We start from the raw sequence: 26,404 nt of genomic DNA on the forward strand, positions 1-26,404 counted from the left end.
AACATCCCCCTAGCCCCCTTCAAAGGGGGAATGTGGCGACGGAAAAAGAGAGGGGTAGCGATAACAAGAGGAAGGCAAGATGAAGGAATGATTTTTGGTTGATAAATTTAACTGATAATTAATGTATTGGTGGGGCTAAGGTGAGATTAAGGATAAAAAAACACGGAAAAAATTTGCAGTTAAAAAAAACTGTTGTACTTTTGCGCCGTCAATCATTGAAACGTTCATCATTTGCGGGTGTGGTGAAATTGGTAGACACGCTAGACTTAGGATCTAGTGCTTCACGGCGTGGGGGTTCGAGTCCCTTCACCCGCACAAGAGCCTTAATTCATCAGTAGTGAATTAAGGCTTTTTTATTTTTATGGTAGGGGTAAAGATAAAGAAGGGTGGTGATTTTTGGGATTTTTAATTTTAATAAACACCCTCCCTAATTTTGATAAACATCCCCCTAGCCCCCTTCAAAGGGGGAATGTATACCACAAAAGCAATAGAATAGATGTTGCTATTTTCTTGTAAACATCAATTTTGTTTTGCTATAAAACAGACAATAACTATGCAGAAAACAACTATCATCAGTATTATTCCTCTGCTCGTATTCGTAGCATTATTTTTAGGTAGTGGGTTGTATTTCGACAACTTCTACTCGCTACCTGCTCCTATTATTGCACTTTTTTCGGTGGTAGTGGCTTTGCTTATCTACCGAGCTCCTATGAAAGAGAAAATAGGATTGTTCTTTAAAGGGGCGGGTGATAGCAATGTGCTACAAATGTGTATGATTGCACTTTTGGCTGGGGCATTTGCTTCGGTGGCAAATGCTTTGGGAAGTACGCATAGTATTGTGAATATGGGTATGTATTACATCTCGCCAGAGTATTTCCCGGTAGGGATTTTTATCATTGCATCGTTTCTTTCGTTTGCTACGGGCACTTCGGTGGGTACTATTATGACGCTTTCGCCGATAGTGTTTGACCTTGCTACCCAAAGCCAGTCGAACACGGCACTCATAGGCGCATCACTGCTATCGGGGGCGATGTTTGGGGATAACTTATCTCTTATTTCGGACACGACGATTGCCGCCACGCAGTCGGTTGGATGTCAGATGAACGAAAAGATGAAGGCGAATGCTAAAATTGCGATACCAATGGCGATTTTAACGGTTATCATACTGCTGTTGACAGGAAATCCTGAAGCTGAAAATCACCTTCACAATCAGTTGTATAGCGATTTTAACGCTGTGCTTATTTTGCCTTATGTAGCGGTGGTGGTAATTGCGCTTTTTGGGGTAAACGTATTTGTGTCGCTTTTCTTGGGTATTCTTATCTCGGGGGTGATAGGGTTTGCGTACGGCAAGTTTCATTTCTTGCAGTTTGCTACTGATATTCACAAAGGTTTTATGGGAATGGCTGATACCTTCTTCTTATACTTTATCATAGGAGGATTGGCGTTTTTGGTAGAGCATTTTGGCGGGATTCGGTTTTTGATGAATCTCATTACTCAGCGGATCAAAAGTGGCTCGTCAGCTCTTTTAGGGATGGGCTTTTTGGTGACAGTAGCCGATGTGTGCGTGGCGAATAACACGGTGGCTATTCTCATCGCTTCGAAGACGAGCAAAACGATTGCTGAACAGTTTAAAATACCGTTGCGCAGTGTGGCATCGGTATTGGATATCTTCTCTTGTTATGCGCAGGGGCTTATCCCGTATGGAGCGCAGGTAATTGCCCTATACAAATTTGCCGACACGATAGATTACCCCCAGCTGGTGATGTATGCTATTTACTTACATTTACTGCTGATAGGCACTTTGGGGTATATTTATGTGGGTAAAAAGTAATAAAAAAATTGTTTTTACAGAGCTTTAACAGTGATGTCTTCTACTTTATAAGTGTTTGTATTCTATTAAACTACATAAGTTTATCATAACAGACTATAAAATTATTGTAAAATAATTGCAAAAAAATTTGCAATTATCAAAATATTGTTTTAATTTTACGGCGAATTTAATTGACTTACCTAAAAGCCAATCTTTTGACTTTTCCGTAGCCAGAATACCAAACCTTATGAACGACCCACTATTGCTACCATACCTCCCTGTTATTCAGGGAAGGCATCAGCACTTTATCGATGTCCTTCATAGAGTGCAAGGGGACGCTAAGTGCCTGGCTGATGCTTGTAATTCGCACCTCTACTACGGTCTGCACCGTACTCATACAGAATGGGTGCTACGCGAGTGGGCTCCAAATGCAACGGCTATCTTTCTTCTTTGCGATAGCAACGACTGGCAAAAAAACAAACACTATTCTTTCACTAAACTAAACGACCAAGACTGGGAATTGCGTCTTCCTGCTAATATCCTCCGCCACGAAATGCTCTACAAACTACTTGTGGAATGGGAAGGAGGCAGTGGCGAACGCCTCCCCTCACATACTACCCGCGCTGTGCAGGACGATTATACCAAGGTGTTTTCCGCCCAAGTGTGGTGTCCCGAGCACCCCTACCACTGGCAACACCCGCGCCCCAAAGCTGTTCCACACCCGCTTATCTACGAAGCACATATCGGGATGAGTACTGAACACCAGCGCGTGAGTACTTTTATAGAGTTTCGCCTCTATGTACTGCCCCGTATCGCAGCCTTGGGCTATAACACTCTCCAACTGATGGCAATACAAGAACACCCTTACTACGGTTCTTTTGGCTATCAGGTGGCTAACTTCTTTGCGGTGAGTTCACGCTTTGGCACCCCCGAAGAACTCAAAGAACTCATCGATACTGCCCACGGCTTGGGCATACGTGTACTATTAGACATTGTACACTCGCATTCGGTAAGCAATGAGGCAGAAGGGCTCAGCTGTTTCGACGGTACCGACTATCTTTACTTCCACCGCGGTGAGCGCGGTAAACACCCCGCTTGGGACTCCCGCTGTTTTGACTATGGTAAGCCCCAAGTACTCAACTTCCTACTCTCTAACTGCAAATACTGGCTTGAAGAGTTCCGCTTCGACGGTTTCCGCTTCGACGGCGTTACCAGTATGATTTATTACGATCACGGTTTAGGCAAAGCCTTTACCAATTATAGTTTCTATTATGATGGCAATGAGGACGACGACGCTTTGGTGTATCTCGCTCTCGCTAACCAACTTATACACGAGCTCTACCCCGAAGCGCTCACCATTGCCGAAGAAATGAGCGGATTGCCCGGCCTTGCCTCGCCTATTGCTGAAAAAGGCATAGGCTTCGATTACAAGCTGAGTATGGGTATTCCCGATTATTGGATTAAGCTCCTCAAAGAAGTCCCCGATGAGCAGTGGCACGTAGGCGATATCTATTACGAATTGACTAACAAGCGCGCCGAAGAACGCACCATCAGTTATGCCGAAAGCCACGACCAAGCCTTGGTGGGTGATAAAACGATATTTTTCTGGCTCACTGATAAGGAAGTATATACCGGAATGAGCGTATTCGACCACAGTCTCATCATCGACCGTGCAATGGCTTTGCACAAGATGATACGTTTGGTAACTCTTGGCACCGCAGGTGGGGGATACCTCAACTTTATGGGCAACGAATGGGGACACCCTGAGTGGATTGACTTTCCGCGTGCTGGTAACAACTGGAGTTATGCCCACGCACGCAGGCTATGGAGTTTGGTAGACAATACCGACTTGAAGTTTAAATACCTCAACGCTTTTGATAGCGCGATGATACACTTTGCCGCCGAAAGCAAATTCCTCGACCGTGAACCTCGTGTGTTGGTGCGCGACATCGAGCGACAGCTACTCATATTCGAGCGCAGTGGGTACTTATTTGTTTTCAGCTTCAACCCCACTACCTCTTACACGGATTATCAGTTTGATGTGCCAGCAGGCAAGTACACCACCATACTCAACACCGATAACCCCGCCTTTGGAGGTGATAACCGCATCGATGAAAGCGTAGAGCATTTTACACAGTACACCGGCAAAGAGAATTTGCTGTCGTTGTATATACCCGCGAGAATTGGCTTTGTGTTGAAATTAGCAAACTAACGATTTTAAAAGCCTCGCACGGATTTCACGAATCCCACCATCGCTGGCGCGAGCTTGTAGCTCGTGCCTACTATATCAAGAGCTTGTAGCTCCATCTGAAAACATTATGAGTAGGAAGTATAAATTTTATGAAGACCAAGTAGCCTATTTTATTAGCTTTTCTGTTGTATATTGGATAGATGTTTTTACACGTGAGATGTACTTTAATGAAATAATAAATTCGTTAAATTATTGCAGAGAGAACAAAGGGATGGAAATATATGCTTATTGCATTATGCCTAGTCATATTCATTTAATTTTTAGAGCTAAATACAATAATCCTTCCGATGTTATTCGAGATTTCAAAACGTTTACCTCTAAAAAAATTGTAAAAATGATAGAAGAAAACCCTCAGGAAAGTAGAAAAGACTGGCTGTTATGGATGTTTAAAAGAGCGGGAGAGAAAAAATCAAATGTAAAAAACTATCAATTCTGGCAGCAAGATAATCATCCTATAGCTATTTACTCTCTTTCTGTATTTGAAGAAAAACTGAATTATATACATCAGAACCCTGTAAAGAGCGGTTTTGTAGATAATGCTTGGGAATGGAAATACAGTAGTGCTAAAAATTATTGTGATAGTATGAATACTGTTTTAGAAATTGATATAAACAACTAAAATACAAATAAGAGCTACAAGCTCTGTGTTAGGCACGAGCTACAAGCTCGCGCCAGCGGTGAAGAAATCTGTGAGATTCGTGAAATCTGTGTGAGATATTCCAGCAAAGCTGGCAAAGTATATACTACAACCTAAATTGTAAATTATTAATCGTAAATTGTTAATTGAAATATGAGTTATTTATCATTCAAAAAAGACCAACTTATTAATCTTGAATACTCTCTGGATAGAGAGTTTCTCGGTACGAACCGAGGGGGAGGCTACTGCTCCTCTACTCTCGTTTTTTGCAATACCCGTAAATACCACGGGCTACTGGTAGTGCCTATTGAAAAGTTCAGAGGCAAAAACTACGTGATGCTCTCCTCCTTAGATGAAAGTATCATTCAGCACGGACGCGATTTCAATTTCGGCGTTCATAAATACGAAGGTACCTATGAACCGCGCGGGCATAAGTATATCGTAGATATTTCCTACGAAAAAGCTTTTACCGTTACTTACCAAGTAGGTGGTGTACTGCTGAAAAAAGAAATCTTGATGATGCACAATGCTCCCCAAGTATTGATACGCTATACGCTACTAGAAGCCCATTCGGCTACCCTTTTGCGCCTAAACCCTCTCTTGGCTTTCCGCGATATACATTCTCTTAGCAAGCAAAACCCCGTAGCCAACACCCAAGCTGAAGCGGTAGGCGGTGGTGTGCGTGTAAAACTATACCCAGAGTTTCCTTATCTCTATATGCAACTTAGCAAATCCGCTAATTTTGGTGGTGGGGCTTATTGGAACAACAACATCTATTACACCAAGGAAAAAGAACGCGGGTATGACTACCAAGAAGACCTCCTCAGCGTAGGAGCTTTCGAAGTGAGCCTCAAGAAAGGCGAAAGCATCGTCTTTTCAGCCAGCTTAGAGGAAGCCAACCCTAAGAACCTTGCAAAGGACTTTGCTAAGTACCTCAAAGAGCGCGCCGACCGCAATTCGTTTGAAGAATGCTTGCAGTACGCTGCCTCTCAGTTTATTATTCACAAGGCAGGCGAAACCCGTATCAAGGCAGGTTATCACTGGTTCGACAGCAATATGCGCGACACTTTTATTGCCTTGCCAGGTATTGCTCTATCGGGCAGTACAGCCAAGATATTTGAAGACGTGCTCACTTCTACTCAAAAATACTTCTACGAAGGGCTTTTTGCTAAGGAAATCAGTACGCACAATATACACCCTGAATATGATGCCGACACCTCGTTGTGGTTCTTTTGGACGCTTCAACAGTACGAAAAGGAAACTATTAAGAGTAAGAAACAAATTTGGAAGGAGTATGGCGATACAATCAAAAGTATCTTAAACGCCTACAAGCAAGGCTCTCATAAGAATATCCGTATGGAAGCTAACGGGCTCATCTGGAGTGATGACCTTACACGTCCGCTTACGTGGTTTGATGCGCAAAGCGATTACGGCGCTATCGTGCCACGCAACGGTTATGTAGTAGAAGTGAATGCTCTCTGGTATAACGCCGTGTGTTACGCGCTTGCCTTGGCAGAAGAGGCGAAAGACAAGGCTTTCTTAGGCGAGTGGTTTACGCTACCTGAAACCATCGAAAAGAGCTTTGTAGAGACTTTTTGGATAGAAGACAAGAAATACCTTGCCGACTATGCCAACCGCACGAATAAAAACACCGATGTACGACCTAATCAGCTCATCGTTTGCGCTCTCGACTATGCTCCCATAAACGAGAAGACTAAGAAGAGAGTATTGGACATCGTCACTCAAGAGTTGCTCACCCCTCGCGGGTTGCGCAGTTTATCTCCTCAAAACCCTCGTTATGAAGGCGTGAGTGTAGGTAATGTATATGTGCGCGACAAAGCCACCTTCAACGGGTCGGCACACCCTTGGTTTATTGGGTTCTATATAGAGGCTTATCTGAAAATCTTTGGAGCACAGTACCTGCCAGAAGCGCAAGCTATCTTGGAAAACTTTGAAGAAGAGCTCAACGAACACGGCGTATGTACTATATCGGCTATTTACGACGGCAATCCACCATTCCACTCACGCGGTTGTATTGCCAAAGCTAAGAATGTAGCTGAGATATTACGTGCTCAATGGCTACTGAGCCAGATGCCTGCAACACTTTGAGAAAGCTACTTTAATATGATAAGAAATATTTTAATATTATTGATATGTGTCTTGTGCTGTTCTTGCCTTAGTAAAGAAAGTGATTACACCAATAATGGAGTTAAAGAAGTACAAAAAGTGACACTTACAATTACAGGAGAGATAGGAAAAGCCTTTAGTTGGCCTGAAGTGAAATTCGAATGTTTTAAAGCACTAATAGGTAATAAAGAACTTTGTTTTGGCAACAACCAAATAAAAGGTATTACCCTTGAAAAAGGTTATAAATATCAGTTGAAAGTCAAGAGAATCATCTATGACTACCCTATTCAAGATGGTAACCTGCCCGATGATTATGAGTTAATCAGCATCATCTCAAAACAAAAATTAGAATAACGCTCTTCTTGCTCCCCGCGTGGGAGGGGATTGGGGAAGGAATAAATAAAAGCATATGAAGAAAGCAAGAGTATTAATGTTTGGATGGGAATTTCCCCCTCATATCAGTGGGGGATTAGGAACAGCCTGCTTGGGTATTGCCCAAGGATTGGCTAAAAACGGCGTAAAAGTGCTGTTTGTGATGCCAAAAGCTTCCGGTGATGAGGACGGCAATGTGGCTAAGATTATCAACGCTAGCGATGTAGAGATGTTGCAAAACGCTGAAAAGATTGAAGATTTCTGGAAACACATCAATTTTATGGAGATAGGTTCGAACCTCGTGCCTTACCTCGACCCCGAAACCTTCGCCCGCGAACGCGACCAGTACCTCAAAGAAGGTGAACACCGTGAGCGCATTTCGTATCATAACAAATTTCAGTTTTCGGGCAAATACGGTGCAAATCTGATGGAAGAGGTCTACCGCTACGCCTTAGTAGCGGGTACGGTTGCCCAACGCTATGAGTTCGACGTGATTCACGCCCACGACTGGCTTACCTATAGTGCGGGTATCATCGCCAAGAAGATTTCGGGCAAACCCCTTATCGTACACGTACACGCTACCGAGTACGACCGTGGGGGCGAGTATAACCGCAACACATTGGTCTACGACATCGAAAAACGCGGTATGGAAGCTGCCGATAGAGTAGTAACCGTGAGCAACTGGACGCGCAATATCGTCATTGAAAAATACGGTATCCCTGCCGAGAAGGTGATTACTGTGCACAATGCAGTAGACTTTAAAGCCGAAACCGATGCCAAAGAAGAACGCGGTATTAAGGATAAAATCGTTACTTTCTTAGGGCGTATCACCTTACAAAAGGGTCCTGAATACTTCGTTGAGGCAGCTGCAAAAGTGATGAAACGTATGCCTAACGTACGCTTTGTAATGGCAGGTAGTGGCGAGAAGATGAACCCCTTAGTGCGCCGTGTTGCACAATTGGGATTGGGAACCCGCTTCCACTTCACAGGTTTCCTCAGAGGTAACGACGTACAGCGTATGTTTCAATACAGCGATGTGTATGTGATGCCCTCAGTATCCGAGCCTTTTGGGATTTCTCCTTTGGAAGCAATGCGCTCAGGAGTACCTACTATCATCTCCAAACAATCGGGAGTGGCTGAGGTACTCCACCACGCTATCAAAGTAGACTATTGGGATATCAACGCCCTTGCCGATGCTATTTATGGTATTTTGGCTTACCCCACCCTCGCTCACTATATGCAACGTGAAGGGTACGACGAGGTAAACCAACTGAAATGGGAAAAAGCTTCCTTGAAACTTAAAAACATTTACGAATCTTTAATATAAAATAACCAACGATGAAAAAGTCAATTTGTATCTATTTCCAAATCCATCACCCCGAACGTCTTAGAAAGTATCAATTCTTCGACATCGGCAAGAAACATAATTACTTCGATAATTACGCCAATCGCTCTGAGCTTGAAGATTTGGCTGAGCATTGCTATCTACCTGCTAACGCCTTGCTCTTGGAGCTTATCAATAAATACAAAGGCAAGTTCAAAGTAGCTTTTTCCATCACAGGAAGTGCTATCGACCAGCTCGAAATGCACACTCCTGAGGTGATACGCTCTTTCCAAGAACTCGCCCAAACTGGTAGTGTAGAGTTTTTGGCAGAAACTTATTCCCACTCTTTGGCTTCGCTTTCCGATGATACCGATGAGTTCGAACAACAAGTAAAACGACATACTACGGCTATCAAACAGCTTTTTGGCAAAAAACCCGTAACTTTCCGCAATACTTCTCTTATCTATTCCGATAAAATAGGTGAACGCGTAGCAAAACTTGGTTTTAAAACAATGCTCACCGATGGAGCTAAGCACGTATTGGGTTGGAAGAGTCCAAACTTTGTCTACAAAAACGCTATCGACGAAAACCTCAACCTTTTGCTCAAAAACAGCAAACTCAGTGATGATATCGCCATACGCTTTTCCGATAGAAATTGGAGTGAATACCCACTCACTGCCGAAAAGTATATCAGTTGGGTGAAAAACAGCTTGCAAGATAGTGAGGTGCTCAACCTCTTTATGAACTACGAGGTAATAGGCTATTACAACAACGCCCAAAGCGGTATTTTCGACTTCTTGCGCTATTTCATCGTCTATATGATGGAAGACGATAACTATGAGTTCTTATTGCCTAAGGAAGTAGCCAAAAAGCATCCTGCTAAAGATGTCTTGCCTGTGCCCTACCCTATTTCTTGGACAGACGAAGAGCGCGATACCACCTCTTGGTTGGGTAACGAGTTGCAAAAAGAAGCCTTCCGAGAGCTCTTTAAGATACAACCAGAAGTAAGAAAGAAAAAGAACGCCGACCTCATAGACGATTATACTCGTCTGCAAGCCAGTGAGCACTTCTATTTTATGCGCACTAAGCTCTTTTCAGGTGCCGATTATCATAAGTATCGCTTACCCTACGATTCGCCCTACGAAGCCTTCATCAACTATATGAACGTGCTCAGCGATTTCATCGAAAGATGCAAACCACACGAACAAGAAGAGGAGCAAACCACACAAGTAACAAAGAAAAAGAGGCAGACAAGGAAAAAGTGAAAAGTCATTTTTGAGTCCCCTGCTCCCCCTATTTAAGAGAAGTCAGCCAGCTGGCGTAGCTGAGTATGTGAAAGGGGGGAAGAGATTATCCTCTTTTGAGAAACGCTACCTCTCGAAACCTATGCCCTATGGGGTGTAACCTAAGGACTAAAAGAAAGTTTAATAACAATTTAAAAGCAGACAAGATGAAAAATGTAAAAACAAGGAAAGACAATTTCTTTGAAGAGATTGTCGCTGAAGAACTGAAAGAACTGTCTGGAACCAACAAAGTTGCCGAGACGAACCCCGACGAGATGCCCACAGGACATCTAAGTAGCGAAGAGTTTCTCTACACCACTCCTTTTAACGAGAAAAACTCACAGCTCGCCAAGAATGCCGACAACGACTTAGTAGAAAACATTATTTACACTCCTTAAATAAAAAGCCCCTCGCGTGAGCGAGGGGCTTTTTTGCTTTTTCTCAAATTTGCTATTTTGCTATTTTGTACTACCTTTGCAAAAAAAGAAGAATACAATGCGTTTTTTGAGTTATATCATAGCTTTTTTCACTCACCCCATCTGGTTCCCTATCTACGGAGCTATGGTGGTGCTTTTTAATATCCCTTTCCCTCTCCCGGTAGAGCAAATGAAGTTTACGTGGCTATTATTACTGATAGTTACTATTGCTATCCCTACACTCATCTACCTCATTTTGTTTGTAGTAGGCTGGTTGCAGAACCCTTTTATCATTCCGTTAGAAAAACAAAAATGGCTCTTGTACGGCTATATAGCAATGCTCTTAGGGGTAGCTTTCGGCATCACCCCCATCGACCCCTATCCTATCCTCTACTTCTACGTGATGAACTTAGCCATCAGCTGTTTTATAATTTTGTTTTTACATTTTCTGCGATTGCAAGTCAATATGTTTGCTATGGGAATGGGCGCGCTTACTACCTTCTCAGTATTGCTCAGTATTGCCGTAGAAAAAGATATGACCTACATAGTAGCCTTTTTCTTATTCCTCAGCGGAGCCTGTATTTCAGCACAAGCTTACCTCAACCAGAAGTCCTTATGGCTAATGTTTTTAAGTTGGCTCATTGGGGTTTTACCACAGCTCTCGCTACTGTTATTGTTCAGAAATCTAATTTTCGCAATGTAGCAAATTAGCCATTTAAGCCTTTAAACAAATTATCCCTATTATTCATTGCCTACCAATTACCTAAGTAGCACCATTTGCCCCCTTAATAATTTACATATTATTCAAGGATTCCCACCCCACTGCTCCCCATTTACTAATTTTCTAATTTGCTAATTTTCTAATTCTTTCATCTGCTAATTAATCTGCCCGTGCGGCTCGCACCTCCTTCCTAATCTAACAATATTTTTTACCAAAAAAGTGATTTTGGAACGATTTTAGCTGTATCTTTTCTTATAAAGAAATAATCAGTTATTTTTATGAAACGCTTTCTATTTGCAAGCATCGCCTGCTCCTTGCTCCTATTGGGTTGTAACAATAGCAACAATAAAAACGGAGAAACTTACCTCCCCTCTTCAGTAGGGCAAATCAACACCCTCGCCGTGGTCATCGATAACGACCTCTGGGAAGGCGCCGTAGGCGATACCATTCGCCGTTACTTCGCCGCCCCTATCGATGGGCTACCTACCGAAGAACCCATCTTTTCGTTACATCAAGTGCCCCCACAAGTATTTGAAGGCAACACCCGTAACAGTCGCAATGTGCTTATTGTGCATCGCGGTAATAAAAACGAAGCAACTATCAGCGACGATGTATACGCCAAACCGCAAGTGGTATGCGAAGTACAAGGCAAACAAGTGCGCGATATAGCCTGTAAAGTCGAAGAATTTCACGACCAGTTTATTCTTGCGTTCAAGAACAACGACCTCAAAGAAACACGTCATCGTTTTAACAATGCCCTTAGCAAAGACAAACAAGTAGAACAAACCTTAGGCTTCAAATTCGTGATGCCTGCCGTGTACCAGGTGAGAAAATACGGCGACAATTTCTTCTGGATAGAACGTCCTATCAAAGGCGGTAGAGCAAGTATTATCCTCTACGAAATGCCTTTGGGAAGTATCCCTGCCGATGAAGAAGGGCGCGCTAAAACCATCGTAAAGATGCGCGATTCCATAGGCAAAAAATATATTCCAGGCCCCAAAGAAGGTATGTATATGGTTACCGAAACCTATTTAGCTCCCAGCATCAGCGAGATGAAAATAAAAGGACGTAAAACCATTGAAAGCAAAGGCTTGTGGGAAGTAAAAGATTTCGCCCTTGGAGGTCCTTATATCAATTATATTATCGAAGACAAAGCTCATAACCGCCTGGTAGTAGCCGAAGGTTTTTTATATGCCCCAGGCGTTGCTAAACGCGATATGCTCTTCGAACTCGAAGCTATTATCAAGTCAATAGAATTTAGTCGTTAGAAAAAGATTGTCAATTCAAAAAAGTTTTGTAATTTTGCACTATTATTATTTCTTTGTTCAGAATCGTCCGTCAAGTTTGACAATTCCGACATACCTAATTCACTAATAACTAACAACTAAAATCTAATAACTATGCTAAGTATATTTTTAGGGGTAGTAGGCCCCTGGCAAGTAGTCATCATTGTAGCCCTTATATTATTGCTCTTTGGAGGCAAGAAAATTCCCGAATTAATGCGTGGTCTGGGCACAGGTATTCGCGAGTTCAAAGATGCTACCAAAGAGAATAACGATACCGACAAGAAAAAAGAAAATACCGAGAAATTAGAAAATTAGCAACGTTGTCGCTTTTGCGTCCCATTGCACACTCTCCTAACTCCTAAAATTCACAAATTGACAGATTGGCTCATCAACAAACTAACTTCTTGGTATAAAGTTGCGCAAAGGTCTTTGCCTTGGCGTGGCACCGCTAATCCCTATAAGGTGTGGCTCTCCGAAGTGATTTTACAGCAAACGCGCGTAGTGCAAGGTCTGCCTTACTACCAGCGTTTTATCAGTCGGTACCCTACCATCACCGATTTAGCCAATGCTCCCGAAGAAGAAGTGCTCAAACTATGGCAGGGCTTAGGCTATTACTCGCGCGCTAAGAATCTACACCACACAGCGCAATATATCGCTACTGAATTAGAAGGTGTCTTCCCAAAAACCTATAAAGAACTTGTAAAACTCAAAGGTATAGGCGATTATACCGCAAGTGCCATTGCTTCCTTTTGTTATAACGAACCTTGTGCCGTAGTCGATGGTAATGTATACCGTGTGCTCTCTCGTCTTTTTGGTATTGCAACACCTATTAACAGTCCACAAGGTGCCAAAGAGTTCAAAGCATTAGCTTACGAATGTTTAGACAAGCACAACCCCGGCACTTATAACCAAGCCCTGATGGAGTTCGGTGCCTTGCAGTGCACTCCCCAGAGTCCGGATTGTGCAAATTGTGTATTACGTGACCACTGTTGGGCTTTTCATCATCAGCAAGTAGACGTCCTGCCCGTAAAAATCAAGAAAATCACTATTAAAAAACGCTATTTCAACTATCTCGTATGGCTCAATCCTTACGGACAAACCCTTTTGCAAAAGCGCAAAGGCAAAGATATCTGGCACGGGCTCTATGAGTTTCCTCTACTCGAAACTCACGCTCCTGCTACTACCGAAGAAATAGCCTCTATCTTACCCTCTGCTACCGTGAGTTTGTATAACGAAATGCCTGTAATCCACAAACTCACTCACCAGCATATTTATACTTCTTTTTGGATAGTTACCACCACCGAACTCCTTGATAATAGCATACTTATCACCGATATACACAGCTATCCCGTATCAGCTCTCACTGCAAATTTCATTACCAAATTTTGGTAGTTTTAAAATTTTGTCGTACTTTTGGAGAATATTTAGATTATCAACTTTATATTTATATATATCAATGAACGGAACTTTAAATAAAGTTATTCTCATAGGTCGTATGGGAGATGTTGTAAAGCTTACCTATTTCAGCGAAGGTAACTGCATTGGTCAGTTCCCCTTAGCCACTGATGATGAGTATACCAATCGCGCTACCAACGAGCGCATTAGCAGTACCGAATGGCATACTGTTATCGTACGCAACAAGCTGGCAGAACTCGTAGAGAAATACACTCACAAAGGCGACCTTATCTATGTCGAAGGGCGCATCAAAACACGTAAATGGCAAACGGAAGACGGCGTGATGCGCCAAACAACTGAAATCCACGCTTCCGATGTAACTTTCCTACCAAATCCTAAACGTGATGGGCAACCTAAACCAGCTCTTAAAACAGCTGAACCTAAGGCTCCTGAACCGCCCGTAAGCACGGAGCCTCCTTTCTAAATGTGTAACGAAATAATAATATTTTGGAAACAGAACCTTTGTCGGTACTCTCATTAATGCCTTTCTTAAGCATTGACGTGGGTATCGTTATTCAATTTGCAGTGTTTATACTATTATTATTCTGCTCTGCTCTTATCTCAGGAGCCGAGGTAGCTCTCTTTTCGCTTACTCCTGCTGAGATTGAAACACTCAAAGAAGAAAAAACGCCTACTGGCGATATTATAGCCAAGCTCGCAGAGAATCCTAAAAAGCTATTGGCAACGGTACTTATTGCCAATAACTTGGCAAACATCACTATCGTACTCCTCTTTGCCGATTTAGGCGACTTCCTCTTCGGAGGAATTAAAACTCCTTGGGTACGGGCAGTACTCGATGTAGGTCTGGTTACCTTTGTGCTTTTGCTCTGCGGTGAAATTCTGCCTAAAATCTACGCCAATCGCAACAATATTTTGTTTTCACGGCGCATAGCTTACTTCATCTATTCCCTCGACACCTTCTTTACGCCCATCAGTATGCCGATGAAAAACTTTACCGTATGGATACAAAAGAAATTGGGCAAGCAGAAAAGTAATATTTCAGTAGGACAACTCTCGCAAGCCTTAGAACTTGCCTCCGAAGAAGATACCACCAACGAGGAAAAGAAGATATTAGAGGGTATTGTCTCTTTTGGCAATACCGAAACCCGCGAAGTAATGGTACCCCGTGTAGATATCTTTGCTCTCAGCGAAGAGCTCTCATATCAGGAGTTGCTAAACGAAATCGTGGCGATAGGCTATTCACGCATTCCCGTATACCACGAGAATTTAGACCATATCACAGGGGTAATTTACATCAAAGACCTCTTGCCACATTTAGACAAAACTGATTTCGACTGGAATAGTGTGAAACGCAATGCTTTCTTCGTTCCCGAAAACAAGAAATTAGACGATTTGTTGAGCGAGTTTCAAGAGAAGAAGATACACCTCGCTGTTGTAGTAGATGAGTACGGTGGTACTTGTGGAGTGATTACCTTAGAGGATATCATAGAAGAAATTGTGGGAAATATCAACGATGAGTTTGACGATGAAGATGTAACACACTTCAAAATCAATGATAATGTCTTTATTTTTGAAGGAAAAACGGTTTTGAAGGACTTCTATCGCATTCTTGAATTTACTGATGAAGAAGAGGCTCTATTTGACGAAAATCGCGGTGATGCCGAAACGCTTGCAGGCTTCCTCTTAGAGATTTCGGGCAACTTTCCTCAGAAAGGAACTCCTATTCTCTTTGGTAACTATAAATTCATTGTAGAGGCTTTTGACAAGAAACGCATCAAGCAAATCAAAATCATTAGAACGAACAATCCACAATAAATACATATGAAATATTCTAAAATAATTGACACTATATACCAATCTGTTTTATCTGCTGATAATTTAGGTAAAGTTCCTACTTATATCCCAGAATTGGCACAAGTGAACCCCGATAAGTTTGGGGTATATTTTTATAGCCTCAACAAACAATCGTATGGGATTGGTGATTGCGATGAAAAGTTTTCAGCACAGAGTATTTCTAAGGTATTAGCCCTTTCGTTGGCGTATAGTATTATAGGCGACCAACTATGGCAACGTGTAGATGTAGAACCTTCGGGCACTTCATTCAACTCATTAATACAGTTAGAAGCTGATAACGGTATTCCACGTAACCCTCTTATCAATTCAGGGGCTATTGTAGTTTGTGATATTCTCCTTTCTATCTTGGAAGATGCTCAAGCCGATTTCTTAACTTTTGTAAGAGAATTAGCTAATGATGATAGTATAAATTACTCTATATTAGTAGCCGAGTCGGAGAAATCAGTAGGATATCGCAATTTTGCCTTATGTTATTATATCAAATCATTAGGAAACATAGAGAATGACCCTATTGAGGTACTCAATTTCTACTTCAAGCTCTGTTCATTAGAGCTTACTTGCAAATCGATGGCATATATCTTCTCGTTTCTTGCCAACGATGGTATCCGTATGCACGATAGAGTTCAAATTCTTACTGAAACTTGTACTAAACGGGTAAACGCTTTGATGCAAACGTGCGGTTTCTATGATGAGTCGGGGGAGTTTGCTTTTAAGGTGGGACTACCAGGTAAAAGCGGTGTAGGAGGTGGTATTGTAGCTCTTTTGCCTAATCAATATAGCATTGCGGTATGGAGTCCGAAACTTAATAACAAAGGGAATTCGTATAGAGGAATGAAGTTCTTAGAAGAGTTTACCGCACAAACACATACTTCTATTTTTTAGTAATAAAATATATGTCAAAGAATTATTTCAGTACCTTTATCAAATACTTTTTTCAGGGGATACTTATCATAGGTCCGCTGAGTGCTACTATCTGGATTATTTGGTCAATTTTCAAGAGTGTAGATAACCTTGTACCTGATATCTCAAAGGCTTACCCAGGGTTAGTTTTTGCTTTGGTTTTACTTGGTACTGCTATTATTGGTTTTATTGGTAGTCGACTGATTTTAGGGAAACTGTTCGTGGGACTATTAGATTATTTAGTAGCCCATATTCCCGGTGTAAAGGTTATTTATTCTTCTATTAAAGATATTTTAGCTTCTTTTGTAGGTGACAAACGCAAGCTTACTAATCCGGTATGGGTAAAAGTGAATGAAACGCCCGAAATATGGCGTATTGGGTTCCTTACCCAACCTTCTATGGATTTTGCTGAACTCAGCGAAATGGTAAGTGTTTATCTTCCGCATTCGTATGCTATTTCTGGTTGGGTGATTGTTACTTCCAAAGATAACATAAAGCCTGCTGAAGGTTTTTCTTCCCAAAAAGCAATGGAGTTTGCCCTTAGTGGGGGAATCCTTTCTAATACCGGTAATACCGGTAATGCCAATAATACTGGTAATAAATAGTGATTTTATATAGTAGTTTATTGTTTGTTTAGGCTATTAACATTGTGGTATTAAATACATTTTTCTTCTTCGCAGTGGCAATTATCGGTGTCTATTTCAAAAGTGCTGTGGGTAATCCCTTCGTGTGAGAGTTTGTGCTTTAACTCGGCTTTAATATTCATAAATTCTTTAAGCGTAATACACTCTTTCAGTACAATATGAGCCGTGAGAGCGTTCTGTGAGCTACTTAGCGCCCAAATATGCAAGTGATGTACACTCTCTATCATTGGGTGCTCTTCTATAAGATGCTGTATATGCTCCTTATCGATGTCGTGAGGCACTCCATCTAAGATGAGTTTTACACTTTCTTTGAGCAATCCCCAAGTGGAGAACAGAATCACAATACCTACCATAAAACTACTGATAGGGTCGGCTAAGTTCCAACCGGTAAAATATACAATTGCCCCTGAGATAATTACCCCTACCGATACCAAAGCATCGAGCATTAGGTGCAGAAAAGCTCCTTTGACATTGATATCTGTCTTCTGTCCTTTGTAGAATAGGAATGCTGAAACTGCATTGATTATTACTCCTATAAAAGCTGTAAGCATAATTGCTGAACCGACCATTTCGGGCGGATTAGCAAGACGCTCGAAGGCTTCGATAAAGATCTTTATCACAATATACATCAGTAATACCGCATTGATGAGCGATGCGAGAATAGATGCTTTTTTGTAGCCATAGGTATAGAGCTGAGTAGCGGTGCGATGGGTGAGTTTCATACCGATAAGTGAAATCACTAAACTGGCAACATCGCTTAGATTATGACTTGCATCGGAGATAAGTGCTAAGGAATCGACGCGAAAGCCTACAGCAAACTCAATAATTGTGTAGAGCAGATTCAACCCAATGCCTATGTAGAAGGCACGATTGAGAGTACTGAGGTCAGTTACGGTGTGATGATGGTGGTCGTGACCGTGGTGATGGTCGTGTTGGTGGTGTGAATGTTCCATAATAATTTTTTTAGGTAAAAGGTAACAAGCGATGCAAAGGTACGAATTATTTTGTAATAAGGGTGATTTTAAGGTAAAAGATAAAAGGTAAAGCCAGTTCTGCTGGCTTTACCTTTCTTGTTGTTACTCACTTTAAAGGATAAATTCCTTAGTGGTAACATTGGCAGGACGGTCGGTGGCTGTTACTATTACCTTATCGCCGGTAAGAGAAGCGTTTACCACAGTGGTGGTATACACCCACTTACCTTCTTGGAAGGTAGCATTCCCCTCTTCTACAAGTGTAGCATCGTGGTCGGTGATTTTCACTTTCACGCCTGTTACTTTAAAAGTGTCGGATACTTGTACGACAATCTTTTCTCCGGTAACGGAACCTGTATAGTTTGAGGTATCTACCGCGTCAATCACAGGAGCTTTAAGATAATCGGCAATTGCCATATTATAGGAGGTGGTACCTGGACGCTTTTTAGCTTCCTCGGCATAGCTTTGCTTAAGTGCACTATTTTGCAAAGCGCTTTTAGCATAGAAAGCTGCTCGAGCAAACCTTTGCTGATGTAGCTGTTGTGCTTGGCTTGCTTTCTGAGAGCGAACGGGGGCTTTCCCTACGATGGTTTGTCCTGCGCGTTGGCGGAATACAATTTGGCGAGCTAACATACCGCTCAATCCTTCGGTTACTACATTATTTTTACTTCTTGCCATAATGATTGATTTTTTAGATAAGAGGTCAAAGAACTAAAAGATGGAAGGCGTCGACTTTATATTTACCTTTTGTCTTTCGGCTTTTCTCCTTATCAAGTTTTTACGGTGCAAAATTCTGGTGATAATTTTTTATGGGCAAATTCTTATTCAAGGGTTGTAGGATTTTAGGACAAGGATTGTGCGTTTGAGATACAAGGCTGAGAATTGAAGAAATGAGAGTAACAGAGTAAATACAAGAAAAAAAAAGTCGCTAAGCGAGATGCTTAGCGACTTTTTTATTATCAAAATTAAAATCTAAAAAACGTCCTTGATGTGTTTCATACTGTTGGCAATACTGCCTTTGGCTTCTGCGAAGTCGCCTTGACCTATTTTCTTGATGATGTTGGTCGCAAAACCTTTCATCTGTTCAAAAGTGATATGAGGAGGCATCGCTAAAGTATCGCGATTGGTGTAGATATTCACCAAAGTAGGTCCGTCGTGCTCGAAAGCTGCTTTTACGGTGGCTTCGAGGTCTTCGGTTTTGCGTACTTCATAGCCTTTGATGTTCATCAACTCGGCAAGTTTGTCGAAAGGTGGGTTTACCATATTGGTTTGCCAATCGAGGTAGCCCGATACTTCCATTTCGAGTTTTACCATTGCGAGCGAACGGTTGTTGAACACAAATATTTTCACAGGGTATTGATATTGCATCAGGGTAGCCAAATCGCCCAAGAGCATTGATAGCCCGCCATCGCCACACATTGCTACCACTTGTCTGCCTTTGGAGGAAGCTGCTGCCCCAATTGCCATTGGAAGGGCGTTTGCCATAGAACCGTGGTTGAAAGAGCCAGTGAGGTAACGTTTGCCCGTACCTTTGATAAAGCGCGCTGCCCACACTACATTCATACCTGTATCGACGGTGAAAATAGCATCGTTGGCGGCATATTTATCCAAAAGTTTAGCTGCATATTCGGGGTCTATTTGGTTCTCTTCGGTTTTCTTTTTGGTGTAATCGTCCAATGATTTTTCGAGATCCAAATACTCTTTGTGAATGTCTTTGAGGAAACTATCGTCGGTGCGAGGAGTGAGTTTAGGCAATAAGGCGGTAATGGTGTCTTTCACATCGCCTGCAAAACCGTAATCTACTTTGGCACGACGCCCAATGATATCGGGATGTTCATCTATTTGGATAATGGTGTTTTTCTTAGGTAAGAACTCCGCATAAGGGAAATCGGTGCCGAGCATTACGAGCACATCGGCTTTGGCGCAAGCATCATAACCTGAACGGTGTCCGAGCAAGCCGTTCATTCCCGCTATATAAGGGCTATCGGTGCGGTCGAAGAATATTTTGCCACGGAAAGAAGCCACGATAGGCGCTTTAAGGGTTTCGGCAAGCTGTTCCACTTCTTTCACCGCATACTGACAACCGTGACCGCAGTAAAGGGCTATTTTCTTGTTTTTAGCGTCGTTTAGTACGGCTGATAATTTGTCGAGTTCACTATCGGAAGGACGTACTACGGGTTTTGCTAAGAAGGTTTGTGTAGCGGAAGGCACATCTTCGAGGTCAGCACCTGCTACATCGCCAGGGAGTCCCAACACCGCCACGCCTTTCTCGTTGATAGCCGTTTGTATGGCGCGTTGCATCATTGTGGTGAACTGTTTTGGGGTATTGGCTACATATACGTATTTACTGCAATCTTGAAACAGCAAGAAGGGGTTGGTTTCTTGGAACCAGTGGGTACCAAATTTATGGGTGGCGCAGGTGCTGGCAATGGCAATCACAGGGTTGCCTGAGCGGTTGGCATCGTAGAGTCCGTTGATAAGGTGCACGTGTCCAGGTCCTGAACTTCCCATACAACAGCCTATGCCGTTTAGTTCGGCGTCCATAGAGGCTGCATAAGCTGCTGATTCCTCGTGGCGGACGTGTATCCACTCAAGGCGACCATCGCGACGGATGGCGTCGTTTACAGGGTTGAGGCTATCGCCGGTAATGGCATAGACTCTTTTTACGCCTGCTTGTACTAACATTTCGACCAATTGGTCGGATACATTTTTGCTCATATGTTTTATTATTAATGGTTTTTTGTATGCAAAAATAATACCAATTAATACTATTTTATTGTATGAGGACTTAGGTCTTAGGCACTAGGGGTGTAAGTTTAAGTTAGAGGAATGAGGTGCGAGCCAAAGGTGCGAGCCGCACAGGCGAGAAAAATGAGGAAATTAGGAAATGAGAAAATGAGGAAATGAGAGAATGAAGAAATTAGGAAATGAGAGAAATGAGGAAATGAGAGAATGGGAGAATTAGAAAATGAGAGAATTTGGAAATTTTCTCATTAAGAAAGTTAAAGCAATAAAAAACCACCGCTGTACATTGCTCAGCGGTGGTTTTTGTTTGATTATCTCTTCTTTAGACACTCAATTTTGCTACTGTGATAAAAAAGAGTTTTTCATTGAGATAAAATAGTTATTTGGTTTGTATTTTACTTGTATATTTAGGAAAAGCTTTTTTATAGGCTTCTACACTACCTGCGGGGACATAGATTACAGAAACATTACTATCAAAAATAGTAGCTCTATCATTATAAAATCCTTTATCTCTTGAAGGGGTAATAATTTGTGGTGGATTTATGCTTTCTATGATAATACTTTCTAACCCATTTTTTGAAGTAAGCAAACCTCTGTTGTAATCTTCTGTTGTAAAAGCTCCCTTCTCGATAATTTCTATACTACTTGGTAAAGTAAGTGTTTTTAATTGAGGACAGTTACTAAACATCCCCATAGGGATTTTATTAATTCCTATAGGTAAATTCACTGAAGACAATTTATTACATCCTAAAAATACTCCAGTTTCTCTACTTCCTACACTAGGTCTCCCAATATCATATGGGTTATTAGGATCTTTAGAAAATAAATGATGTACATCTTCTCCTAGTTTACGAGTATTATTAGGTATACTAATTGAAACGATACCACTTTTGGCAAAAGCCCGATCTCCTATTTCAGAAATACTATTAGGAAGTGTTATATTAGTTAAAGCTGTACAACTATTAAAAGCGTCATTACAAATACTTGTTACTTTATTATGAAGTGTAATATTAGTTAACATTTTACAGCCAAAAAAAGTACCCGCATACACTACTTTCATATTCTTAGGAAATATTACAGAAGTTATTTTAGTTCCAGAAAGATCTAAATATTCTATTCCCTCAGGAAGATTAACAGAAGTAATGCCTGTGCCAGAAAGATCTAAATATTTCAGTCCTTGGGGCAATGCTACAGAAGTTAGCTTAGGGCAATTCGTCAATTCTACCTCTATAGCACTTTGAGGGAGTGTAATAGACTTCAAGTTTTGTACATTGTAAAAATACACATACTTAACTCCATTCTCAATTGTGATATTTTCTAATTCGCTATTGATAAAAGCATTATCTTCAATATATTTTACTTTTTTAGGTATTTTTATTGAAGTGATTTTTGTACCTCTAAAAGCTTTTTCTTCTATTTTCTCCAAATTATCAGGAAGTTCTATAGAAGTTAAATTATAGGGATCGTTGATTTGATTCCACTGATCAGTAGCAAAAGCTTCCTTACCAATTATAGTAACCTTACTAAGGATAGGGTCTGATTTCATATCTATGTGAGTAGTTTCTTTATTGAACCATTTTACTAATTTTCTTCCACTCAATTGATAATCGTAAGGTGATATATTTGAAGTATTGTTATTTGTAGTTTCAGACAAACTACCTTTAGCACTACCCCAACCTTTGGACGTTTTAGGTCCGTATAGTTTTTTAGTGATAGTATCTAAAAACCAATCACCTTCATCTCCTAAGTCATCCGAAGGTATACCTTCACCTGTAAGAATTTTTGAACCATTTTTTCCAGGCTCACCTTTTTCGCCTTTTTCACCTTTAAAAGCTTTTAAACTTATTGGTTTTCCCCAACCTTCTTTAGTTTTAGGCCCATAAAAGTCAGCAGTTTCTTCATTTAAGTAAAAATCACCCACCTTCCCTAAATCGGGAGCGGGGGCTCCTTTGCCTCTGAGAGTTTGTTTAGCAACTTTTGCTATTAGTTGTTCTTGTTGGTCTTTAGTGCAGCTATTAAAAGTAATAGCCGCAAATATTGCTACTGCGATAAAAAAGAGTTTTTTCATTCAGATTATTATTAAAAATTAAAAATGTTTGATACTTGTACGGTTTAATCTTCCATTTCAAAGAAAATTTTCAAGGATTGTAAAAAGTTGATAAAAGCGTCTAATTCTTTTGTAAGTTTTAAATTAGGGTATAAAACTCTATATTATAAAAATTCTTATAGCTATCTTTCATTAATACTCCGAATCCACTTCTGAAAGGCTTATTATCTTAACAGGTCTCTTTGTATCAATTTTTAAGAAAGCTTCTACTATTTTATCTCTAAATTTTTCATTCTTATCAAAAATATTAATATTCTTTTTATTAATATAATGTTTTTGTAATTTGCTGGTTTTATAAATTACTAATTTTTTAGGATAATTTTTTTCTACATCCTTCATACCCAACAAATAATCCGAACTAATAGATTGAAAAAATCCATCTTTTTTATTAAATAGGAAAGTAACTACTTCCTCTTTACTATCACTTGCTACATAAACTGTATAATCATTTCCAATTATATTGATTACTTCTTCTATTTTTTCATTCAATAATTGTTCTACTGGTTTAGAAGGGGGGGTTGGATTAACGTCTTTTTGATCTTTACCCCCTTTATCATATTCAATCTTATTAGGCTTCTTTAATCCATCTTGTTTATCTGAATCCTTTTGGCAAGAAGCTAAAGAAAATACTACTGATAATACTAATATTAATTTAAAAATTGTTTTCATTACTTTTGACTTTTATTTAATTGTTAATAATTTGATTTTTTTACGATAGGATAGTTGTTATTAATTGCTAAACTACAAATATTAGAGTTTGTATTTAGCATTAGATTGTTGTATTATCTGTAAAAGTTGTTGCAACTCAGCAAGGGTAAGAGGGGCTTCATTCATATCATCTTCTTGCCAAAGACCACTTGCTTTAATATTGGGATTAGACGAGTGCTTCCCTAACCAATTATTTGATGATTTTATAATTCCTTTTTTACCTGCTTGACCAAGTGTAGATATGAGTTTCTTTTCCCAACTTTTTCGCTGGTTTTCATTTTCTACTTCAAAGACAACAAACGAAAAATTGTCTATCATATAAGTAGATACTTCTTTTTCTATATCTGTGATAGAATGTTTAGCTTTGTTTTGCAAGCTATTCCCTACGTATTTTCTAAAACTACTTGCTCTCATATTCCCTTTAAAATGCTGGTCTAAACGGCTAAATAACTTATTACCTCTTTGAGAATCTTTATCACTATCTTTTGTGTGAATTCCTACTCTCACAATTCTATCTTGTGAATAGCCTTGTGGATTTGTGTATATTTCTCCTTTTTCAAAGAAGACATAGATACCATTACGAGGCACAATCCATTTTTTACCTCTTTTCTTTTGGTAAGGGTAAGAAAAACGTCTTAGGGTATTAAAGAAATCGTGTAAAGCAGAAAGGAAAGTTTCGCTTGTTACAGTAGTAGGGTTGAGGGTTGCGATTCTTTTGCTTATTTTCTGTAACTCAGCCCCCATTAGTTTTTGCTCTGCTGCCCATTGTTTTTCTTCTTCTTCATTGAGTATTTGGAGCATTTCGCCATTTCCTTTTACACCTTCAAAAGGAAGTTCAACATTTTTTAAACTACCTTTGAGAGGCTTTACATAGTCCTTGCCTGCCAAGATGATAAACTTATCATTTTGCAGGTCGGCTACTTTTTTGAGTTGCTCAATTACTTTAGCTCCCCACGCTTCATTTTCAGCTTTTTTGTTGCTTACTCTTTGATTGTAAGGCTCTATTACCTTATCTAAAGGCAGTAGGTGATGCTTGCCCGAAAGAATGTAAATAGCATCGGGATTCAGTTTTTTAGCATAAGCTAAACTTTTCTTAAACAGAGTACTTTTATAGATTTTTTGAGCCTCCATTTTACTGTCTTCCTTTTGAGAAGCACACGAAATAAGTACAATTGTTCTCATTTTACAATTCATTTTTTTTTCAGAGGCAAAAGTATAATCGCTCCAAAAAATATGAAAGTCCAATTTTGTACAATTCTGTATAAGATTTCTGTACAATTTTATACAGTCTGGTGTTTTTTGTGTATATTTGCACCCCTATTATAAATACTTGACGTGGAAAATGACAAATGATTTAGCTACTGATAACGCTTATAAACAACATATTAACCGCTTACAAAACGAAGTAAACCGCTTCTTTGGAAAAACGGTTACTTCTATAGCTGACTTTGAAGAATTATCGGAAAAAACGCGTCTATCTACCCAAACCTTGCGCCGCTTCTTTGGAAAAATTGACAAGGATAAACAACTTAGCACTACAAGCTTAAACTTGCTGTGTAACTACATTGGTTTTGCCGACTGGCAGAGCTTTTGCAACAACACAACCCCTGCTACCCCTACACAACTGCGCGAGGTTATCAACTCTTTCTACGACACTATTGCTTTCTCGGACGCGAGTTTTTTCGATGCTAAACTGCGTGATACTCACGAGGCTTACGCTCCTATCATTTTGAACGATTTGCCTTATGCCTATTCGTTTTTGGAACGCTATAAAAACACCCCAAAAATCACTCAGTCGCTTTACCCTTGGTTCCCATACTACGACTATATGGCACAAGCGAGTTATGTACACCTCATTGAAACCTATCTCGCTACTCAACCCTTGGAACACTTGAGAGTATGCCAGAATTCTTTTCTTGCTTATGGTGTGTTTTGCAGTACAAAATGGGGGGAAGGTGGAGCAGGTCTTGTAGAAAAATATACTAAAGAAGCTGATAAATACATCGAATCGGTATGGCGAGATTATCCTGATAGTTTCTTTCATTACCCTGAAACGCGCTATACCATAGCCAAAGTAGTATTGGCTTACTTGAACAACAACGAACAAGAAGCGATTCGTGTGGCTGAAGCTGCTTTACATCGCAACCTACGCGCCAAACCCTTACACGTGTTTGATGAGGAATTTAACACTCCTGATATCCTCATTTCTAAACTGTGTAATGCCCTTATATGGATGGGAAAAGTGGATTTTGCAATAGAGATTTATAGTACTTTTAGCGAAGAACTTTTTCTAACGAAAGATCCTGTAGAAAATATGTCGCAGCGTTTTGTGTATGAGCGCGACACTCAATTTGCTGCCCAAACGGTGGATATGTTGCGTTTGTTTGACCCTTCTATTCCTGAGCTTGTTTCTAAACGTCAGCCACATTGGAAAACGAGGGTATATGAAGAAATTCAGCAACTTCTCATCGATTTGAAGCGCTGTAAAAAAGGAGAGTTGAGCAAACGTTTGACCTTAAAAGAGCGATTGCGCACTCTTGCTAAGCAAACAAACTTCGGGGTCATAGAAAATTTGATACAACTATTCCAATAAAAAAATGAATCTGTTTGAAGAATTCTGTTTATAGGGGCGTTTTGCAAACGCCCCTATAATGTATTATCAAGATAAGATGCGAGCCAAAGGTGCGAGCCACACGGGCAGGAAAAAAATTAGCAAATTAGGAAATGAGAAAATTAGCAAATTGGAGGGTTGAGGAGTTCGAAAGATAACAAAGAAGAACGAAAGGATGATGAAGAGATTTTTGATGAAAAAAGGCTGTAAGGAGGGTGGGG

The 26,404-nt window shown here is 40.5% G+C and carries 23 protein-coding genes and 1 tRNA gene; 18 read left to right on the top strand and 6 right to left on the bottom strand.

Features of this window, described 5'->3' with window-relative positions; genetic code table 11:
* The first annotated feature begins 233 nt into the window (after window positions 1-233).
* From HMPREF9072_RS09495 to HMPREF9072_RS09575, 17 genes are all read left to right on the top strand, one after another.
* Window positions 234-315, top strand: a tRNA-Leu gene (locus HMPREF9072_RS09495).
* 238 nt (window positions 316-553) lie between these two features.
* The gene (locus HMPREF9072_RS09500) at window positions 554-1,831 is read left to right on the top strand and encodes a Na+/H+ antiporter NhaC family protein (protein WP_034566363.1); all 1,278 of its coding nucleotides are present in this window, start codon (window positions 554-556) and stop codon (window positions 1,829-1,831) included.
* Between the two features lie 226 nt (window positions 1,832-2,057).
* Window positions 2,058-4,022, top strand: coding sequence for an alpha amylase C-terminal domain-containing protein (locus HMPREF9072_RS09505; protein WP_009411514.1), 1,965 nt, complete (start codon window positions 2,058-2,060; stop codon window positions 4,020-4,022).
* Window positions 4,023-4,128: 106 nt separating this feature from the next.
* On the top strand, window positions 4,129-4,680 hold the full coding sequence (locus HMPREF9072_RS09510) for a transposase (protein ID WP_009411515.1): 552 nt from the start codon (window positions 4,129-4,131) through the stop codon (window positions 4,678-4,680).
* A 171-nt stretch (window positions 4,681-4,851) separates the two neighbouring features.
* Window positions 4,852-6,807: a glycogen debranching enzyme N-terminal domain-containing protein gene (locus HMPREF9072_RS09515; RefSeq protein WP_009411516.1), complete on the top strand. Its 1,956-nt coding sequence runs from the start codon at window positions 4,852-4,854 to the stop codon at window positions 6,805-6,807.
* Window positions 6,808-6,822: 15 nt separating this feature from the next.
* Window positions 6,823-7,179: a DUF4377 domain-containing protein gene (locus HMPREF9072_RS09520; protein ID WP_009411517.1), complete on the top strand. Its 357-nt coding sequence runs from the start codon at window positions 6,823-6,825 to the stop codon at window positions 7,177-7,179.
* A 55-nt stretch (window positions 7,180-7,234) separates the two neighbouring features.
* Window positions 7,235-8,524: a glycosyltransferase family 4 protein gene (locus HMPREF9072_RS09525; RefSeq protein WP_009411518.1), complete on the top strand. Its 1,290-nt coding sequence runs from the start codon at window positions 7,235-7,237 to the stop codon at window positions 8,522-8,524.
* 11 nt (window positions 8,525-8,535) lie between these two features.
* Window positions 8,536-9,786 carry a glycoside hydrolase family 57 protein gene (locus HMPREF9072_RS09530; RefSeq protein ID WP_009411519.1) on the top strand — a complete coding sequence of 417 codons (1,251 nt, stop codon included), beginning with the start codon at window positions 8,536-8,538 and terminating at the stop codon, window positions 9,784-9,786.
* A gap of 185 nt (window positions 9,787-9,971) precedes the next feature.
* Window positions 9,972-10,202, top strand: a complete 231-nt coding sequence (locus HMPREF9072_RS09535) for a hypothetical protein (protein ID WP_034566366.1) — start codon at window positions 9,972-9,974, stop codon at window positions 10,200-10,202.
* 97 nt (window positions 10,203-10,299) lie between these two features.
* Window positions 10,300-10,923 (top strand): hypothetical protein, encoded by a 624-nt coding sequence (locus HMPREF9072_RS09540; protein WP_009411522.1) that lies wholly within the window; start codon window positions 10,300-10,302, stop codon window positions 10,921-10,923.
* Between the two features lie 296 nt (window positions 10,924-11,219).
* Complete coding sequence (locus HMPREF9072_RS09545) at window positions 11,220-12,209, top strand: DUF4837 family protein (protein WP_009411523.1); 990 nt, start codon at window positions 11,220-11,222, stop codon at window positions 12,207-12,209.
* Window positions 12,210-12,341: 132 nt separating this feature from the next.
* A complete protein-coding gene (tatA, locus tag HMPREF9072_RS09550; protein ID WP_002674610.1) occupies window positions 12,342-12,542 on the top strand; it encodes a twin-arginine translocase TatA/TatE family subunit in 201 nt (66 codons plus the stop codon).
* A 57-nt stretch (window positions 12,543-12,599) separates the two neighbouring features.
* Complete coding sequence (gene mutY / locus HMPREF9072_RS09555) at window positions 12,600-13,619, top strand: A/G-specific adenine glycosylase (protein WP_009411524.1); 1,020 nt, start codon at window positions 12,600-12,602, stop codon at window positions 13,617-13,619.
* Window positions 13,620-13,683: 64 nt separating this feature from the next.
* Window positions 13,684-14,106 (top strand): single-stranded DNA-binding protein, encoded by a 423-nt coding sequence (locus HMPREF9072_RS09560; protein WP_002674608.1) that lies wholly within the window; start codon window positions 13,684-13,686, stop codon window positions 14,104-14,106.
* A 56-nt stretch (window positions 14,107-14,162) separates the two neighbouring features.
* Window positions 14,163-15,458 carry a gliding motility-associated protein GldE gene (gldE, locus tag HMPREF9072_RS09565; protein ID WP_009411525.1) on the top strand — a complete coding sequence of 432 codons (1,296 nt, stop codon included), beginning with the start codon at window positions 14,163-14,165 and terminating at the stop codon, window positions 15,456-15,458.
* A 6-nt stretch (window positions 15,459-15,464) separates the two neighbouring features.
* A complete protein-coding gene (locus HMPREF9072_RS09570) occupies window positions 15,465-16,379 on the top strand; it encodes a glutaminase (protein WP_009411526.1) in 915 nt (304 codons plus the stop codon).
* A gap of 11 nt (window positions 16,380-16,390) precedes the next feature.
* Window positions 16,391-17,002: a DUF502 domain-containing protein gene (locus HMPREF9072_RS09575; RefSeq protein ID WP_009411527.1), complete on the top strand. Its 612-nt coding sequence runs from the start codon at window positions 16,391-16,393 to the stop codon at window positions 17,000-17,002.
* A 50-nt stretch (window positions 17,003-17,052) separates the two neighbouring features.
* Here the strand turns inward: HMPREF9072_RS09575 and HMPREF9072_RS09580 are convergent, their stop codons facing one another.
* From HMPREF9072_RS09580 to HMPREF9072_RS09605, 6 genes are all read right to left on the bottom strand, one after another.
* Entirely contained in the window at window positions 17,053-17,994 is a 942-nt protein-coding gene (locus HMPREF9072_RS09580) for a cation diffusion facilitator family transporter (protein ID WP_009411528.1), read from the bottom strand.
* Window positions 17,995-18,126: 132 nt separating this feature from the next.
* Complete coding sequence (locus tag HMPREF9072_RS09585; protein WP_009411529.1) at window positions 18,127-18,690, bottom strand: hypothetical protein; 564 nt, start codon at window positions 18,688-18,690, stop codon at window positions 18,127-18,129.
* A 294-nt stretch (window positions 18,691-18,984) separates the two neighbouring features.
* Window positions 18,985-20,730, bottom strand: coding sequence for a thiamine pyrophosphate-dependent enzyme (locus tag HMPREF9072_RS09590; RefSeq protein ID WP_009411530.1), 1,746 nt, complete (start codon window positions 20,728-20,730; stop codon window positions 18,985-18,987).
* Window positions 20,731-21,136: 406 nt separating this feature from the next.
* Window positions 21,137-22,825, bottom strand: a complete 1,689-nt coding sequence (locus HMPREF9072_RS09595) for a leucine-rich repeat domain-containing protein (RefSeq protein ID WP_009411532.1) — start codon at window positions 22,823-22,825, stop codon at window positions 21,137-21,139.
* A gap of 171 nt (window positions 22,826-22,996) precedes the next feature.
* Entirely contained in the window at window positions 22,997-23,533 is a 537-nt protein-coding gene (locus tag HMPREF9072_RS09600; RefSeq protein WP_009411533.1) for a hypothetical protein, read from the bottom strand.
* A gap of 81 nt (window positions 23,534-23,614) precedes the next feature.
* The gene (locus HMPREF9072_RS09605; protein ID WP_034566367.1) at window positions 23,615-24,754 is read right to left on the bottom strand and encodes a DUF6884 domain-containing protein; all 1,140 of its coding nucleotides are present in this window, start codon (window positions 24,752-24,754) and stop codon (window positions 23,615-23,617) included.
* Window positions 24,755-24,914: 160 nt separating this feature from the next.
* Here HMPREF9072_RS09605 and HMPREF9072_RS09610 point away from each other — a divergent pair, with 160 nt between their 5' ends.
* The gene (locus HMPREF9072_RS09610) at window positions 24,915-26,165 is read left to right on the top strand and encodes a hypothetical protein (RefSeq protein ID WP_009411535.1); all 1,251 of its coding nucleotides are present in this window, start codon (window positions 24,915-24,917) and stop codon (window positions 26,163-26,165) included.
* Window positions 26,166-26,404 lie beyond the last annotated feature (239 nt).

The organism is Capnocytophaga sp. oral taxon 324 str. F0483 (assembly GCF_000318315.2).
GTDB lineage: Bacteria > Bacteroidota > Bacteroidia > Flavobacteriales > Flavobacteriaceae > Capnocytophaga > Capnocytophaga ochracea.